Below are 15340 nucleotides of genomic sequence, written 5' to 3' on the forward strand. Positions count from 1 at the left end.
GGAGCCGCCCCAGACAGCGTGGGACTCCTCCTGCCCCTGAACGGCGCGGCGCCCGGTGAGCGCTGGTTCACGGCGGCGCGAGCGCCGCTGCCCCGGACATGCGTCCGTTCCGCAGATCGTCGAGCGCCTCGTTGGCCGCAGCCAGCGAATAGACGTTCACCTCCGTCCGCACCGGCACGCGCGGCGCGAGCGCGAGGAACTCCTCGCCGTCCCTGCGCGTCAGGCTCGCCACCGACCGCAGCACCCGCTCGCCCCACAGGATCGAAGAAGGGAACGAGGGGATGTCGCTCATGTGGATTCCCCCGCAGACCACGGCGCCGCCCTTGCGTACGGCGCGCAGCGCGGCCGGCACCAGCTCGCCGGCCGGGGCGAAGATCAGCGCCGCGTCGAGCTCCTCGGGGGGCGCGTCGAAGGAGGCGCCCGCCCACTCGGCCCCCATCGACAGCGCGAACGCGCGCGCAGCGTCGTCTCCCGGCCGGACGAACCCGAAGACGCGCCGGCCCTCGAAGCGGGCGACCTGCGCCACGAAGTGGGCGGCCCGAGCAGCACCTCGCCGGGCCCAGGCCGCGGAGCGGGCCGATCCTCCAGCACGAGCGGGCTCTTCGGGGCTCTCAGGACGAGGGCGCGCATGGCTCCGCGCCGAGTACATTGCGGCCCGCGCCCCCCCGTCGTGTGCGTGAGCCCAGGAGATCGCCTCCCCGGCGAAGAGGGTGTCGCCGTCCACGGCGGGACCGCTGTACGGGCCGGGATCTCCCACCCCTTCTCGCGGATCGTCTCGAGCAGGTCCAGCACGGCTGCCTCGTTCCGATAGCAATGCACGCCGAGCTTCGCCCCTCGGACCGGCGCTCCGGAGGAGCCCCGCCAGCCGTGCCCTCCGTCGCGCTCGAGGATACCCGCGGTCCCTCCGATAGGAGTTGACACTGCACGTGTGAGCGTTCACAATCTGCGCCAGCGGGTATCCTTTCGCTTCCCCGCTGGAGGGGTCGCCACGCGCGCCGAGACCTTGATGTCCGATCGACGTCGGCATCGATTCGCTCGGTCGTCGCGGATGCGAGTAACGGTCAGCTCAATCAAATTGCCCGCGGCTGGAATCGCAGTCCTGGCCAGTAGCAACCTTTGTACAGCAGCGATCACAGCTGCGGTTCATGTGTTGATATAGCATCGCTTTGTCAGAGATGTCTCCCTCTCGCCGCCCCTGACGCGCGGCGCTGTCATGTTGAAATCCGGGCCGCCTGAGAGGGCCATCCATGCCGCGCTCTTGAGAGCTTGAGCCAGGAACGGGTGAGATGTTCCATGCGGATTGCAACTCCTCTCGAAGGGCGAGCTCGGAGCAGTAGATTCGGACGAGCGAGCCTCGCTCCGTCGACGCCCCCGCCCGCCGACGCGGTGCCCGCCGTCCCCGCGGCCGGCGCGCAGGCCGCGCCGCTCGACTTCGCCGAGGTGTACGAGGAGCTCTTTCCCTTGGTCTGGCGGACCGTGCGCCGCCTCGTCGTGGACGCCTCCGCGCACGAGGACGTGTGTCAGGAGGTGTTCGCCGTCGTGCACCGGCGGCTACCGGAGTTCCGGGGCCGCTCGTCGCTGAAGACGTGGGTTTTCGGGATCGTGGTCAACGTCGTGCAGGCGCACCGGAGGTCGCAGCGCCGCCAGAGCCCGGCCCACCGCGGGACAGGAGAGATCGTGGATCCCGAGCAGCTCGCGGGGCCGAGCGACCTCAGCCCCTACGAGGCCATGAAGAGGGCGGAGGCCGCGCGCGTGGTGCACGACCTCCTGGCGTCGCTCGACGAGGAGAAGCGCGTGGTGCTGCTCCTCGCCGAGCTGGAAGAACTTCCGGCGTCGGAGATCGCGCAGGGGATCGGGGTGAACATCAACACCGTGTATGCGCGGCTGAGGGCCGCTCGACAGGCGTTCTCCGACGCGGTGCAGCGCCACCACGCCAAGATCCGAGGAGGCCGCCATGGATGAGCCGGGGGCCGGCGAGCAGGCGCTCGCCCGACGCCGCTCGCCGCCAAGCCTGGATTCATACGACCTACCGCGATCTTCACGGCCATGCCCGGACCCGGTCGATTTGATCACGAAAATCGCGGGCTCCGGTCACAAGACGAGACCTGCCGATTTCACACGCGGGAGCCGACAATGATATTCACACTGGACCGAGTGTTCACGAGTCCCTGGATCGCTGCCGGGGGATGCCTCCTGAGCATCTCGTGCACTGGCACCCTCGGGGACGATAGCTCTCCGGAGCAGACTCCGGAGCAGGACGCCGCCATCGCCATAGACGGGATGCCTCTGCACCACATGACAGCGTCGGAGTACAACTCCACCGTCGCCCACCTCCTGGGGACGAACCTGAGGCCCGCAGACGGCTTCCCGGCCTTCGGCGCGAAGGGCTTCGACGCGAACGTGAGCGCGCTCTCGAACCTCTCGCAGGTCCTGGTGCAGGGGTATTACGACGCCGCCAGGACGCTCGCCGAAGACGCGTTCTCGGACGAGGCGCAGCGCGCCAAGATCCTCGTGTGCGACCCGGCAGAGGGCGCGGACGACGGGTGCGCGCGCGAGATCATCGAGCGCTTCGGGCTGCGCGCGTTCCGGCGCCCGCTCGACGCGGCGGAGGTCGACCGGTACGCGGCGCAGTACGACGACGCGCGGACCGCCCTCGAGATGTCCCCCGTCGAGGCGGTGCAGCACGTCGTCCGGACCGTGCTCACGTCGCCGCATTTCCTCCTCCGGATCGAGCTGGGGCCCGACTCGGCGAGATCACCGGGCGCCCTCAATGGTTACGAGGTCGCGTCGCGCCTCTCGTACCTGCTGTGGAGCTCGCTCCCGGACGAGGATCTCTTCGACGCGGCGGAGGACGATCTGCTGGCCACCGAGGACGAGCTCGAGCAGCAGGTGGACCGCATGCTGGCCGACCCGAAGAGCGCCGCCTTCTTCCAGAACTTCTACGGCCAGTGGCTCGGCACGCGCACGCTCCCCAGCCACAACGCCGACACGACCCAGTTCCCGAGCTGGAACGATGAGATGAAGGGCGCGATGCTCGACCAGGTCAACGACTACTTCGCCGGCTTCACGACCGGCGGGCGGCCGTGGTCCGAGTTCCTCACGGCGCCCCACCCGGAGAGCCGGTTGATCGAGCCGCTCTATGCGAACGACCCGGAGGGCGTGCGCGAGGGGTTCCTCACGCTCCCAGCGTTCCTGACGCTGTCGTCCCGCGCCGACCGGACCTCTCCCACGTCCCGCGCGAAGACGATCTTGGAGCAGCTCTTCTGCGCGCCCATGGTGCCGCCCGCCAACGTGGATATCCCGGAGCTCGGCGCCGCGGACGGGGAGGAGGGCGGCGTCACCAACGTGCGCAAGGAGCTCGAGAAGCACCGCGCGTCGCCCGACTGCGCGGGCTGCCACGACGTGCTCGACCCGATCGGGCTGAGCCTGGAGAACTTCGACCCGATCGGCGCCTACCGGACCCAGTACCCGAACGGCGACCCGATCGACGCGACGGGGGTGTACGAGGGCGCGGCGTTCGAGGACATCTCCGGCCTCGTGCCGGCGCTCGTGGAGGCCGCCCGGTCGGGGACCTGCCCCTCCGAGCAGCTCTTCAGTTATGCCCTGCGCCGGCGCCCGAGCGCCGGGGACAGGACCAGGATCAAGGAGATCGCCGCGCGCTGGGGCGGCGGCACGATCGCGGATCTGGTGAAGCAGGTGGTGACCAGCGAGGCGTTCCGCCTTCGAGCGAAGGACAAGGCGCGGTGAGGCCACACGCGTTGTTTCTGCACAAGACGAAGCACGAAGGAGCGATGCGCACATGAAACGCTTGATGACACGCAGAAATTTGTTGCGCGGCGCGGGCGTCTGCCTGGCGCTGCCGTTTCTCGAGAGCCTCGCGCCGCGCAGCGCGCGCGGCGGGGAGCCCGGCACCCCGAAGCGCTTCGTGCTCTGCACCTTCCCGAACGGGGCGCCCCATCACTGGTGGGAGACGGCCCCCGCGTTCGGAAAGACGCTGAAGGGCGCCGATTTCAAGCTGCCGAGGGTGCTCGAGCACTTCGCGCCGGTGAAGTCGAAGATGCTCATGATAAGCCGCCTCGGCAACTACACGTGGAGCACGGAGCAGCACCCCTACATCGAGCCTTCCCACTCGCGCCTCGGCGCGGCGCTCTCGACCTGCGTCGACGCCGATCAGCTGGGTAGGGAGGCGCGCCAGGACCTCGGCGAGTGGGTGGGCAACGGCGTCTCGGTCGACCAGCTCATCGTCCAGAAGGCAGGCCCGGAGCAGGCGACCCGCATCGCGTCGCTGCAGACGGGGCTCGGCGTCAAGCCCGGCTTCTTCGACCAGCGCAGCTACGCCTACAATCAGGTCCTCTCCTGGAAGAGCCCGCGCGAGCCGCTGAAGCGCTCGGTCAACCCGAAGGCGGTGTTCGACGCGCTCGTCGGCGCGGGCGCGGCGGGGTCCGTGCCAGGGCAGAGCGACGAGGAGGCCAGGATCGAGGCGGAGCGCCGCGCGGCGACCGAGAAGAGCGTCATCGACGGCGTGCTGGCGGACGCGAACTCGCTCATGAACCGGGTCGGCTCCGACGATCGCAAGATCGTCCAGCAATACCTGGACTCGCTGCGCGAGATCGAGAAGAACGCGACCCGCGTCCAGTCGACGATGACCCCGCAGACGGGCCTGGGCTGCACCCCGATCAGCCAGCCCGGCGTGGTCCCCGAGCCGCCGGGCCAGGCGGAGGGGCTCAACGAGAACGACAACACGGGAGCCGGCCCGTACAAGCACGAAGATCACGCGAAGGTCATGATCGATCTCATCGTCATGGCCATTCAATGCGACGTGACGCGCGTGATCACCCACATGCACGACGACATGCGCTCCGAGTTCGAGTATCGGTGCATCCCGGAGGACGTCCGCGCCAAGGTGGGACTCGCGTACAGGAGAGAGGCCAGCCTGCACTACCACTCCTCCCAGCACGCCGCCGGCAACCTGGACCGCGCGACCCAGAACGGCCAGTACAAGATCCTCGCGCAGAGCAACCTCGACTACGCGGCGATCAACTGCTGGCTCAACCAGAAGAGCGCGCAGCTCGCGCAGCGGCTCGACGCGATCCCCGAGGGCGACGGCACGGTGCTCGATCACTGCGTCATGGTGCACATGAGCGAGATGCGCTCGCACGACCACGACGGGTACGACCTGCCCATCGTGCTCCTCGGCGGCGACGGCGTCTTCTTGAACGACGCGCACGTCGCCTACGACGCCCTCGGCAACGATCGCCAGCTCCGCGATCTGTGGTTCACCATCATGAACCAGTACTACGGCCTGGGCGTCTCGTCGTTCGGCGAGGATCGCCGGGGCGTGCCGAACGCGCTCCTCGAGGAGATCCTGCGGTAGCCGAGCCCGCAGGATCGCGTCGCTGACTGTCGAGCAGGCTAGAGCCGCGCTCCCCTCGCGAACATCGCGATGATCTCCGCCCCGTCCCCCGCCACCGTGACGTATGCCCCCTCGACGCCGAGCACGTCGCCCTTCTGCGCGAGCGCCTGCACGGCGCTCGCCGCCTTCTGGAGCTGCACGCCCACCGCGCCGCCTCCGATGCGCACCGGCATCCCGCGCTTGAGCTCGATCACGTAGGATCGCCGCCGCGCCGCCCAGGGGCTCGACATGTCGACGGCCAGGAAGTCGCCGCAGGAGGCGCGCTGGTTGGAGCGGAAGAGCCAGAGCTCGGTCCGGCGGCGCATGAGCTCGCGCGCGAACTCATCCTCATCGGCCTTGAAGGCGAACGCATGGAAGGCGAAGGCGGCGTCGGCCTGAGACGGCCGGACAGCCCTCTTCACCAGCTCGCAGAAGAGGTCTCGTCGCGCGACGGCGCGACGGGTGAGCTTGATGGAAAGCGGAAGACGGGGCGCCATGACGCACGCTCTCCGGGCGGCGCTCGGCTCGTACGAGCGTCGCCCGATGGCTGGAGGTCGAAGGTCGAACACACGCCGCCCCGCCGCCGCGAGGCGAGCGGAGAACGGACGGCGACGGGGCGCCGGAGCGCGAGCAACGCGGGCAGCGGGGAGAACCCGCTCGGCGGAAGCGACCGCGTTGCTACCGGAAGACCTTCATGGCGCTACCTCTGCGAGGTCGAAGATACACGATCGCCCGAGCCGCGCCAGGGCGATCGGGACAGCGTCGCTCGGTTCGTACGGTTCGTACGGTTCGCACGTATTGCTCGTATCCGTCGTGCGCGCGAGACGCCCCTCCGCACATGACTCTCGGACCGCAGATCCTCCGCGCTCGCTCCTACGGCCCATAGCCAGGCAGTAGATGAGCCCGCGCCGACGCAGCGACCCGCGCCTCGAGGAAGGCCGGAAAGAGCCCGGCGAGCCGCAAGAGAAGCCGATAGACAGGGCTCCCCGCATATTGCCGGGGCGCCCGATCGACGGCGCGGAGCAGCTCCTTCGCCGTGTACTCGACAGGCAAGCTCACCACGCCGTCGAAGCGGGTGGCGCGGCCGCACGCCGTGTCGGTGTGGGGCGCCACGAACACGACGACCTTGATGCCGAAGCGGCCCACCTCGCCCCGGAGCGCGTGCGACCACGCGCCGAGCGCCGCCTTCGTCGCCGAATAATTGGCCGCCGTCGGCGAAGCGATGACCCCGAGCAACGACGAGACGTTCACGATGACGCCCGAGCGGCGCACCAGCATCGACGGCAGCAGCGCGCGCGTCACCCGCACCGCACCCCAGTAATTGAGATCCATCTCGGCGCGTCGCGTGCTCATGTCCTGCGCCATGAAATCCGTCTGGTCGCAGGAACCTGCGTTGTTGATCACGACGTCGCACGGCCCCGCCTCGAGGAGCCGCGCGATCCCGCGCTCGACGCTCCCGTCGTCCGTGACATCCATGGGGACGACCTCGGCCCGCCCGCCCGCGCCAGCGATCTCGCGGGCGAGCGACCTCAGCGCGTGCTCGTCGCGCGCGGCGAGCACCACCGTGTGTCCCTGCTCGCCGAGCGCGAGGGCGGCCGCGCGTCCGATCCCGCGCGACGCGCCGGTGACCAGGATTCGTTTGGAAGTGCTCAGTGTGCCCATGGTGTCCCCTACCATCCTCTCCAAGGTGGACCGGGCCGTCCGGTCACCAAACACCGTACGGCGGGTGGGACCTGCGCCGCATCTCCGGGGCTGCGGATGAGTTCTCCTGGCTTGCTGTGGGCTCATTGCGGAAGTTCAGCAAGGAGGACGGCGGCGTTGCGTAGGCAAGCCGACGATCGCGATGAGGACGTCCAGCCTGGCTTTCCAGCAGATCGAGGACCGTTCTCTCGCTTGCTCCGCATCAGCGATCGAGCCGTCATCATGCCGCTCATCGGCGGCGTCGCGCGCGACCCGGCACGCCATCCCGCGCCGCGGGTGACGATTTCTGAAAGGTGAGCAGGGGCTGGATCAACTCCGGGCACATGAAGACCTGGGCGCGATGCCCGCCAGGCCGGGCGAGCATCTCTTGGCTGTCACTTTGTGCTCTGGGTGCGGCCGCGTGGGCGTGTTCTGGGGCCCCGCACGACGGCTCCGGGGGCGGCGGAGCTCCCTCGATGGATCCTGTTGGCACGGGCGGAGAGGCGCCGGGCGGAGAGGCATCGGGCAGCGACGCCGCCTCCGGGGTGACGACGGGAGCTGGAGGGACTGGCGGTGCGCCAGGCCCGGGCGCGGGCGGCGGCGCACCGAGCGCGGGCGTGGGCGGCGGCCCTGGGACGGGCGGGTCGGGCGCCGTCGAGTTCGGGGCCTTCCCCGGCGCCGAGGGATTCGGGCGGATGGCCACCGGCGCGCGCGGCGGCGACATCTACCATGTCACCAACCTGAACGATGCAGGGCCCGGCTCCCTGCGGGATGCCATCAGCCAGCCGAATCGCACCGTGGTCTTCGACGTCGGCGGCGTCATCAAGATCGACTCCCGCCTGGTGTTCAAGAATAACCAGACGATCGCCGGGCAAACCGCGCCGGGCGGGGGCATCACCGTCTACGGGAACGGCACCTCCTTCTCCGGCGCCTCGAACACGATCGTTCGCTACGTGCGGTTTCGTATGGGCAAGATCGGCGACTCCGGCAAGGACACCGTCACCATGGCCAACGGGCACGACGTGATCTGGGACCATTGCTCGCTGAGCTGGGGGCGCGACGGCACCTTCGATCTGAACCGGGAGAGCGGGGCGGAGCTCTACAACATCACGCTTCAAGATTCGATCGTCGCACAGGGGCTCCAGACCCACAGCACGGGCGGCATCGTCAACACGACCGGCACGTCGATCATCCGGTCCTTGTACATCGACAACAATTCCCGTAACCCCAAGGCCCGCGGGACGCTGCAGTTCGTCAACAACGTCGTCTACAACTGGGTCACCTCGGGGTACATCCTGGGCGATACGAGCGGTCGCTCGGACGGGGTGATGGTCGGCAACACGCTGATCCCCGGCCCGGAGACGAAAGGCGGCACCCTGGACAGCCCAACGCCCGAGTACCACCTCCATGCCGTCGACAACTGGTACGACAGCAACAAGGACGGTGTCCTGAACGGCCGCCTGCTCGGCCAGGGGGACTTCGGCTCGGTGACCTGGGAGGCGGCGCCGAGCGTCGAGGTTCCCGACGTGCCCGCGATGAGCGCAGAGGACGCCTTCGACCACGTGATGAAGCGCGCCGGGGCGTCTCTCTGGCGTGACCCGGTCGACGACTTCTTGATCGAAGAGCTCGCGTCCCTCGGGGCCGAGGGCGCCACGATCAGCGACGAGAAGAGCCTCGGCCTCCCCAACACCGTTGGAGACATCCCGGGGGGCTCTGCGCCCGCGGACACGGATCAGGACGGGATGCCCGATGCGTGGGAGGTCTCCGCCTCGCTCGATCCTCACGACCCGGAGGATCGCAATGGCGACCGCAACGGGGACGGCTGGACGAACCTCGAGGAGTACATCAACGCCCTCGTCCCGTGACGCCTCGAGGACGCGCGCGCGCCTCGCCATGCTCCCTCAGAACGAGACCCCCAGGCTGAGCGTGCCCAGGGCTTGAGCGATGAGCGGAGCGGCGCGCTCCTCATCGACGGCGATGATGGGGCGCGGCAGGAGCGTGAGACAGGTGAGCTCGAGACCGAGGCCCACGCGCGGATGAAAGAAGTACTGGACGCTCAGCCCTGCGTCCGCGGCGAAGCTGAAGAACTCCTCGCTGCGCCCCACGAGCGGCGGCTCGACATGGCCGGTGGCCTGGAGGTGGTAGGCGCCGACGCCAAGGAGCGGCCCCCATTCCCAGTGAAGACCGGCACCCGTTTGCCCGAGGTTCCAGCTGGCCCGGAGGAGCGCGAGCTCCTGGCGCACCCGGGCGGCGCCGCTTGCTGCGCGGAACTCGGCGCCAAAGAGGGGACCACCGAGGAGCAGGCCGAGACGGAAGCGCTCGTCGAGGCGGGTGTGCGCGCCGATCTGCGCGCCGACGCCGCCGCCCACCGGAGGCGTGAAGAGGACGAGCCCTCCCGTGCGCACGTGAAAGCGGGGCGGCTCCCGGGAGAAGCGGAGCACCTCGGGGGCGGGCGGCTGGGCCTCGACGCCGAGCACATCCCGAGCGGGAGCCTGGCCCGGGCCAAGCTCGAGGAGGCTTGCGCGCAGGAGATCGACGGCGCGCACCGCGAGGAGCATCGGGCCATCGCTGGAGGGATCGATGAGGAGCTTTCGCGTGGTCGTCTTGCCGGTCACGCGATCCACGATGCACACCTCGGCGGCCGTGCCGCTTCCGTCGCGCCGCAGCGCGACAGCCGCAAAGGCCTCGCTCTCCTGCGCCTCTCGCTCGAGCTCCTCGGCCCCGGGCGATCGCGCGGCGCTCCCGAGCACGATGACCTCGAAGGACTGCAGCTCCAGCTCGGCAGAGAGCCGCCCGAAGGCCTCGAAGAGCGTGGCGTCGCGCGGGTCCGGTCGGACGACGAGCACGCGCTGCGCCCACGCCGCTCGAGGGCAGACGAGCAGCAGGAGCAGGACGAGGAGCGTTCGCGCCCGCCGGACCATGGATCAGGGCTGAGCGGCGAGCTGTCGAGCCGTCTTGGCGTGGACCCCGCTCGGATAGAGGCGCAGGTAGTCTTGCGCCACCACGCGCGCGGCGGCCGGTCCTTCGAGGCTCTGGACCGCGCGCATCTTCCCCGCGAGCGCTTCGGCGGCAAAGGCGCCGCCCGGCGCCTCGCGAAGGGCCGTCTCGTACCAGGTCCTGGCGCGCGCGGCGGCGCCGCGGCTCTCGTGAAGGCGCCCGAGCAAGAAGGCTGCACGGCTCCCCGCGGTCGATGCGTAGCGCGCGCGCAGGGCAAGCAGCGCCTGCTCGGCGAGCTCGTTCTGCCCCACGTAGCGAGCGGCGTCGGCCAGGGCGTTCAAGTCGGCGGCATCACAGGAGGTGAGACAGTTCTGGGTGCCCCGCGCCTCGGCCTCCTGGACGACGCGCCGGAACTCGCCCTGGGAAACGAGCTTGCTCCAGGGCGGTCTGGTGCTCGGCGAGGCGACCAGGGGCGCCGGGGTCTCAGCGGAGCTCGGCGCCGGGGGAGCAGCGGGCTCCGGCGCCGGCGCTGCGATCTCGGCGAGCTGTCCCTGCGCCGCGGGAGGCGCGGGCTCGGAGCCTTGCGCCGCCGTGTCGGGGCCCTGCGCCGCCGTGTCGGGGGCTCGAGCCGTCGTGTCGCTGACGTGCAGGGTCCTCGCCTGAGCGTCCCCCACGAAGCGCTGCCCCGCGCGCACGCTCACGGCGCCAGAGCCGGAGTAGCCCTCCACCTCGACCGCCCCCTCGCGCAGGATCACCTCGAGCCGCTCGCGGTCAGCGTCCCACAGGAGCTCGAAGCGCGTGCCCACCACGCGGACCACGAAGGGACCCGCGACGAAGCGCCAATCGCTGTGCCCGGTGTGCGTGACCTCGGCTTCGACCCGGCCGCGTTCGACCGAGATGCGGGCGCCACGCTCGTTCTTGGTCTCGTCGATACGAAGCCGCGTCCCTGCCGCGGCCCGGATCCGCGTCTGATCGGAGAAGGTGATGGCGGCCGGGTGATCGACGGGTGCGCGCACATAGCCGCTCTCGTTCACCGCGCCCTCGACGACGTAATCGAGACCTCGCTCCGTTCGCCAGAAGAAGAAAACGACCATCAGCACGCTCGCGGCGAAGGCGAGCGGAGCCGCCCAGCGAACGACCACCCGCGTCTTGCTCACGCGAGCCTGCTCCTCGTCGACGCGGCGCAGGAAGGCGGCGCGCGCCTCGCGGCGCTCCGTCTCGCTCAGCTGAGCGGCGCGCTGCAGGAGGGCTGCGACGGGATCGAGCTGTCGTTCGGGTTCGCTCATGGCCAAAATCCTTCACACCGGGACAGGAACTCCTGGAGCGCTGGCTCGCGCGCCTTGAGCAAGAACGCGCGCGCGCTCTCGAGCTCACGGCGCACCGTCGACTCGGACACGCCGAGCGCCGCGGCGGTCTCGAGCATCTCGAGGCCTTGCACGTGGCGCAGCACGAAGGCCATGCGCCGGCGCGTGCTCAGCTTGTCGAGCACACGGTGGAGGGCACTGAGCACCTCGCGATGCTCGAAGTCGACGCGCTCGAGGGCGCGCTCGGGGAGCTCTCCGCTCGGGGAAAGGCCCACCCAGCGGCGTATCTTGCGCTTCCGGATCTCGAGCGCTGCCTGCCGCGCCGCCATGGACGCGAGATAGCCACGGAGAGCCCCCCCGTCCTGGATGCGCGCGGCCCCCTGGATCAGCCCCAGGAAGACCTCCTGGACCAGATCTTCGAGGCTCGTATCGGGACCGAGGGCGCCATACAGCACACCTCGCACGAGACCCGAATACCTATCCCAGATGACGGCGAGGGCCTCCCGCTCTCCAGCGGCGGCGCCAGCGACCAAGCTCGCGTCCGACCGCTTGTCGGCGGGGAAGCGGGCCAAGGTGGGTCCGGGCGGCGGGGCGGAGCGCGTGGGTTGAGCCACTCTCTCCTAGTTACTTGGGGGCGTCGCGAGCCTCCAGAAAAATTCGCCCGCCGCCAGGGCGCTGGATCGGAGCAGGCGACCCGGAGCATTTGGGTTGCGCTCTCGAGCGTCGCCCCGCAGCTTTGCCCTGGTCGCCATGCGCCTCTCCTGCCGCACCTGGCTCCCCCGAGTCGCCGCGCTCTCGGCCTTGGCCTGGGGGCTCTCCTGTGAGGATCAGCTCATCCAGACGGCCACCCGCCCCCCGGGGAACGCGGGTGTCGGCGGCGGCTCTCCTACCCTCACGGAGCTCGCCTGCGACGGCGAGCCGCCCGCGGCGGAGCTCCCTCCGGGGGCCGCCTTCGGAGAGGGAGAGGAGCTCGCGAGTTCGCCGCTCGTCAGCGCGAGCTACGGCGCGCTCGAGGGCCCCGGTCTCTCCATCACGGGGCGCGATACCTTCCGCGTCCACGTCAACGGGGATCTCATCGCCGCGAGCGAGTCGGCGCGCGCTCCGATCTTCGTGCCCCTCTCCTTGCTTCCGGGAGAGAACGTGATCGCCGTGAGCGTTCATGCCGCAGCGGGGACCCCCGCGGCGCTCGTCCACCTCGACGAGCTCGAGCGCAGCCATGGGAGCGGCAGCGACTGGAAGCTGAGCACCGCGCCGGAAGGAGACTGGACCGCGCCCGGCTACGACGACAGCGGCTGGACGGCGGCCCGCGAGCTGGGGAGCGCTGGAGATCTGCCGGGCTGCGATCCCGAGGCGGCCTTCCCCGCGAGCACGGAGGCTCGCTGGATCGGGCCCGCGCCGGGGACGCGGGGGCCCATCGCCCTCCGCAAGGTGATACGGGTCGAGGCGATCGGCTTTGGCGAGGGCGCCACGGGGGGCGCGGGGGCGACGCCCGTGCTGGTCTCGAGCTGGACCGAGCTCGAGACGCTCGCCCGCTCGGACGAGCCGGCCGTGATCTTGCTCGCCGAAGGCCTCTACGACTTCCGCCGCACAGGCTCGGAGATCCAGGACATCGAGGTCTGTCCCAGCACCTGCTCGGAGGAGCCCGAGAAGACGTTCTATGAGGTCCTCACCGGGGATGCGACCTGCGAGCGTCCGCTCGTCGGGGCGACGCGGAACCATCGCGTCGTCCAGTTCGGTTCCAACAAGACCCTCGTCGGGCTCGGGCGCGGCGCGGCGCTGCCGGGCGTGAACATGGATCTCAACCAGAGCGAGAACGTGATCATCCGCAACCTCGCCCTCTACGATCTGAACTCGAACGTGCACGAAGCGGGCGATGCGATCACGCTGACGCAAGCCTCCAGGGTCTGGATCGATCACACGACCGTCCAACGGATCAGCGACGCCTTCGCCGACGTCCACGCGGGCACGAGCGGGGTCACCTTCTCCTACGGCCACTTCGACGGCAGCAACGAGGCCGAGTGCGGCGGGCGCGAGCGCTGGGCCTGCACGATCACCGACGCCGAGGTGACGATACACCACTGTCGCTTCGATGAAGTGAGGACGCGCGCCCCCCTCGCCACCGGATCCCGAGCGCGCGCCCACCTCTTCAACAATGTGTTCTCGAACATCTCGGACTGGGCGGTCGGCGCCGCCTGTGAGGGGCAGGTGCTGCTCGAGGCGAGCGTGTTCGAGAACGCCGACGCGGCGACGCGGCGCTCGGACTGCAGCGACGCGACGGGCCGGGGACTCCTCCTGGCCGTCCCTGGCTCGAACCTCTACCGCGACGAGAGCGGCGTTCACCTGGGCGGAGACGGGGAGCCAGCGGATGACGTCTTCAAGCCCCCCTACGACTACGCGCCCGAGCGGGCGAGCGACGCGTTGCCCCAGGTGATCTCTCGCGCCGGCGCCGGAGGGCCCTGGGCCCTGCCGCTCGCACGCGAGTAGTCGGCGTGCACGTGGCGTGCGACTGAGTCGACCGAGCCTGGAGCACCGCGGATCCCTCGCCGCTTTCATGACAGCATCGAGCTCGTGCTCGCCGGCGCGCGACCGCGCCTCGACGCTCACGCCGAGGCAGCAGGTCAGCGTTCCCTGAGGTGAGCGCGCCGCGCCTTGCTTATTCGGGTGCCCAGGTCACGGTGGTGATGACCTGAAGATGGCCGAGGTCGCGGACGAAGGTATGCACGCGCCCGCTCGGCGACACGTCGACCGGATCGCCCCAATGCTCCATGTCGGTGGGGTCGACGCCGGCCAGGGCGGGCGGCGCCGCGCCGGCAGCGCCGACGGTCGTCATGCTGTCGAGGTGCTTGTAGATCGCCTCGAGCTGCGTGTAGTCATGCTGATTTGGGTGCTGGTTTTGCCCCGGATCGTTCGAGTAGTCCATGCACGTCCCGGTCGTCGTGCTGAAGTCCTCGTCGTTGTGAGCGAGCCCGAAGAGATGCCCGATCTCCTGGCACGTCACGGAGGCTCTCCATGCCGGCGTGTTGTACCTGGCCGTGTCGAAGTAGGTGTCGTTCAGCCTCACCGTGCCCTGGGTGATGTGCTCCCCGTCGGCCCAGACCGAGGCCAGTCCGAGCCACCCGTTGGCGCCATATCGCGCGTTGCAGACCTCAGCCCTCCCGCTGGTGGGCCGGCATCGCCTGCCGCCCCCGCCGGCAGCGACGGTGGCGTCGAGCACCGACGACCTGGACCAATCGCCGGCGGCGACCGAGAGGTGCTCGGCCCACGCGGAGGACACGTTGTCGCCGAGCTTGATGGTGAAGGGGTTGCTCGTTCGTGCCCAGTGGTATTTGCCCCAGGCGTGTGACGCCAGCGCGGCGCGCTCGACGTCCTCCACGTCGGCTGCGCAGCCGACGTGGAGGAGCGAGAGGACCGACACGGACAGGCGCAGGGCGAACCGCTTCTTGCTCATGTGCGAACCTTCCTCCCGAGGGTTCAGTCCGGCCGAGCTGGGCGCCGGCGAGCACTCGCCGTCGTGGCGTTTGCGCGGATCCCGGACGTTATCGTGGGCGAGGCGCAAACGTGGCCTGACGCAGCAGCAACGGCGTTGTTCGTCAGGAACGACCCTCTGCGCAGCGCGATGAAAGCGCTGTTTGACCTCGCGCGTCGCTCTCGAGAAACCGAATGAGCGACGGCGCACGATATCCTCTGTCGTGCCCCTGTCAAGGATGGCTTTCCCTGTTCAAGAGGCGCGATCACATCTTCGTGATGGGGTTGAAATTGACCCTGACACCGGTCTTTGACCCCGCCTCATTTCCCTTCGTGTCGCCGACGTAGTCCAGCTTGTTGACGAGGCTCTCCGGCGCGAACGAGAAGATGTCATGGGCGTGGTCCGTGTCCGTGTACGCGTGGTTGAAATCGACCGGGCCGTCGACATCCACGATCGGGGCGGTCGCGATGTGCAGGCGGTACCAGGTGGTCCCGGCGGCTCGGGTCCAGTCGCTCCTTGTCTCGAGCGCGTCCATGGAGACAGCGGCCCAGAGCTCGTTGC

The 15340-nt window shown here is 69.7% G+C and carries 12 protein-coding genes and 1 pseudogene; 5 read left to right on the forward strand and 8 right to left on the reverse strand.

Going from position 1 to position 15340, the window contains the following annotated elements; all coding sequences use genetic code 11:
- Positions 1-67: 67 nt before the first annotated feature.
- Positions 68-550: pseudogene (locus WMF39_RS26755) on the reverse strand (alcohol dehydrogenase); the annotation flags it as partial.
- An 836-nt stretch (positions 551-1386) separates the two neighbouring features.
- Here WMF39_RS26755 and WMF39_RS26760 point away from each other — a divergent pair.
- The 3 genes from WMF39_RS26760 (at position 1387) to WMF39_RS26770 (ending at position 5374) form a co-directional block, all read left to right on the forward strand.
- Entirely contained in the window at positions 1387-1962 is a 576-nt protein-coding gene (locus tag WMF39_RS26760) for an RNA polymerase sigma factor (RefSeq protein ID WP_437739317.1), read from the forward strand.
- 333 nt (positions 1963-2295) lie between these two features.
- Positions 2296-3747, forward strand: coding sequence for a DUF1592 domain-containing protein (locus WMF39_RS26765; protein WP_437739318.1), 1452 nt, complete (start codon positions 2296-2298; stop codon positions 3745-3747).
- A 64-nt stretch (positions 3748-3811) separates the two neighbouring features.
- Positions 3812-5374 carry a DUF1552 domain-containing protein gene (locus tag WMF39_RS26770; RefSeq protein WP_437739319.1) on the forward strand — a complete coding sequence of 521 codons (1563 nt, stop codon included), beginning with the start codon at positions 3812-3814 and terminating at the stop codon, positions 5372-5374.
- A 38-nt stretch (positions 5375-5412) separates the two neighbouring features.
- Here the strand turns inward: WMF39_RS26770 and WMF39_RS26775 are convergent, their stop codons facing one another.
- Together WMF39_RS26775 and WMF39_RS26780 are read right to left on the reverse strand one after the other, a co-directional pair.
- Positions 5413-5889, reverse strand: coding sequence for a hypothetical protein (locus WMF39_RS26775; protein WP_437541228.1), 477 nt, complete (start codon positions 5887-5889; stop codon positions 5413-5415).
- 376 nt (positions 5890-6265) lie between these two features.
- Positions 6266-7054 carry an SDR family NAD(P)-dependent oxidoreductase gene (locus tag WMF39_RS26780; protein ID WP_437739320.1) on the reverse strand — a complete coding sequence of 263 codons (789 nt, stop codon included), beginning with the start codon at positions 7052-7054 and terminating at the stop codon, positions 6266-6268.
- A gap of 494 nt (positions 7055-7548) precedes the next feature.
- On the opposite strand from WMF39_RS26780, the gene WMF39_RS26785 reads away from it, so the two are divergent.
- Positions 7549-8937, forward strand: coding sequence for a pectate lyase family protein (locus WMF39_RS26785; RefSeq protein ID WP_437739321.1), 1389 nt, complete (start codon positions 7549-7551; stop codon positions 8935-8937).
- A 36-nt stretch (positions 8938-8973) separates the two neighbouring features.
- On the opposite strand, the gene WMF39_RS26790 is transcribed toward WMF39_RS26785, so the two are convergent.
- Genes WMF39_RS26790 through WMF39_RS26800 form a run of 3 tightly spaced genes read right to left on the reverse strand, consistent with a single transcriptional unit; the run spans position 8974 to position 11927 of the window.
- A complete protein-coding gene (locus WMF39_RS26790; protein ID WP_437739322.1) occupies positions 8974-9993 on the reverse strand; it encodes a hypothetical protein in 1020 nt (339 codons plus the stop codon).
- 3 nt (positions 9994-9996) lie between these two features.
- Positions 9997-11295: a FecR domain-containing protein gene (locus WMF39_RS26795; RefSeq protein WP_437739323.1), complete on the reverse strand. Its 1299-nt coding sequence runs from the start codon at positions 11293-11295 to the stop codon at positions 9997-9999.
- A complete protein-coding gene (locus WMF39_RS26800) occupies positions 11292-11927 on the reverse strand; it encodes an RNA polymerase sigma factor (RefSeq protein WP_437739324.1) in 636 nt (211 codons plus the stop codon). The genes WMF39_RS26795 and WMF39_RS26800 overlap by 4 nt, the downstream gene beginning before the upstream one ends.
- 136 nt (positions 11928-12063) lie before the next feature.
- Here WMF39_RS26800 and WMF39_RS26805 point away from each other — a divergent pair, with 136 nt between their 5' ends.
- A complete protein-coding gene (locus WMF39_RS26805) occupies positions 12064-13797 on the forward strand; it encodes a pectate lyase family protein (RefSeq protein ID WP_437739325.1) in 1734 nt (577 codons plus the stop codon).
- A gap of 169 nt (positions 13798-13966) precedes the next feature.
- Here WMF39_RS26805 and WMF39_RS26810 read toward each other — a convergent pair whose 3' ends face one another.
- Together WMF39_RS26810 and WMF39_RS26815 are read right to left on the reverse strand one after the other, a co-directional pair.
- A complete protein-coding gene (locus WMF39_RS26810) occupies positions 13967-14761 on the reverse strand; it encodes a hypothetical protein (RefSeq protein WP_437739326.1) in 795 nt (264 codons plus the stop codon).
- A 283-nt stretch (positions 14762-15044) separates the two neighbouring features.
- On the reverse strand, positions 15045-15314 hold the full coding sequence (locus WMF39_RS26815; protein ID WP_437739327.1) for a hypothetical protein: 270 nt from the start codon (positions 15312-15314) through the stop codon (positions 15045-15047).
- Positions 15315-15340 lie beyond the last annotated feature (26 nt).

The sequence above is a fragment of the Sorangium sp. So ce1504 genome, assembly GCF_051521635.1.
Lineage (GTDB): Bacteria > Myxococcota_A > Polyangia > Polyangiales > Polyangiaceae > Sorangium > Sorangium cellulosum_B.

What these genes read in the sequence shown, in the direction of transcription:
- WMF39_RS26765 (WP_437739318.1), top strand. Translation starts at nt 2,296, where the DNA reads ATGACAGCGTCGGAGTACAACTCCACCGTCGCCCACCTCCTGGGGACG.
- WMF39_RS26770 (WP_437739319.1), top strand. Translation starts at nt 3,812, where the DNA reads ATGACACGCAGAAATTTGTTGCGCGGCGCGGGCGTCTGCCTGGCGCTG.
- WMF39_RS26775 (WP_437541228.1), bottom strand. Translation starts at nt 5,889, where the DNA reads ATGGCGCCCCGTCTTCCGCTTTCCATCAAGCTCACCCGTCGCGCCGTC.
- WMF39_RS26780 (WP_437739320.1), bottom strand. Translation starts at nt 7,054, where the DNA reads ATGGGCACACTGAGCACTTCCAAACGAATCCTGGTCACCGGCGCGTCG.
- WMF39_RS26785 (WP_437739321.1), top strand. Translation starts at nt 7,549, where the DNA reads ATGGATCCTGTTGGCACGGGCGGAGAGGCGCCGGGCGGAGAGGCATCG.
- WMF39_RS26790 (WP_437739322.1), bottom strand. Translation starts at nt 9,993, where the DNA reads ATGGTCCGGCGGGCGCGAACGCTCCTCGTCCTGCTCCTGCTGCTCGTC.
- WMF39_RS26795 (WP_437739323.1), bottom strand. Translation starts at nt 11,295, where the DNA reads ATGAGCGAACCCGAACGACAGCTCGATCCCGTCGCAGCCCTCCTGCAG.
- WMF39_RS26805 (WP_437739325.1), top strand. Translation starts at nt 12,064, where the DNA reads ATGCGCCTCTCCTGCCGCACCTGGCTCCCCCGAGTCGCCGCGCTCTCG.
- WMF39_RS26810 (WP_437739326.1), bottom strand. Translation starts at nt 14,761, where the DNA reads ATGAGCAAGAAGCGGTTCGCCCTGCGCCTGTCCGTGTCGGTCCTCTCG.
- WMF39_RS26815 (WP_437739327.1), bottom strand. Translation starts at nt 15,314, where the DNA reads ATGGACGCGCTCGAGACAAGGAGCGACTGGACCCGAGCCGCCGGGACC.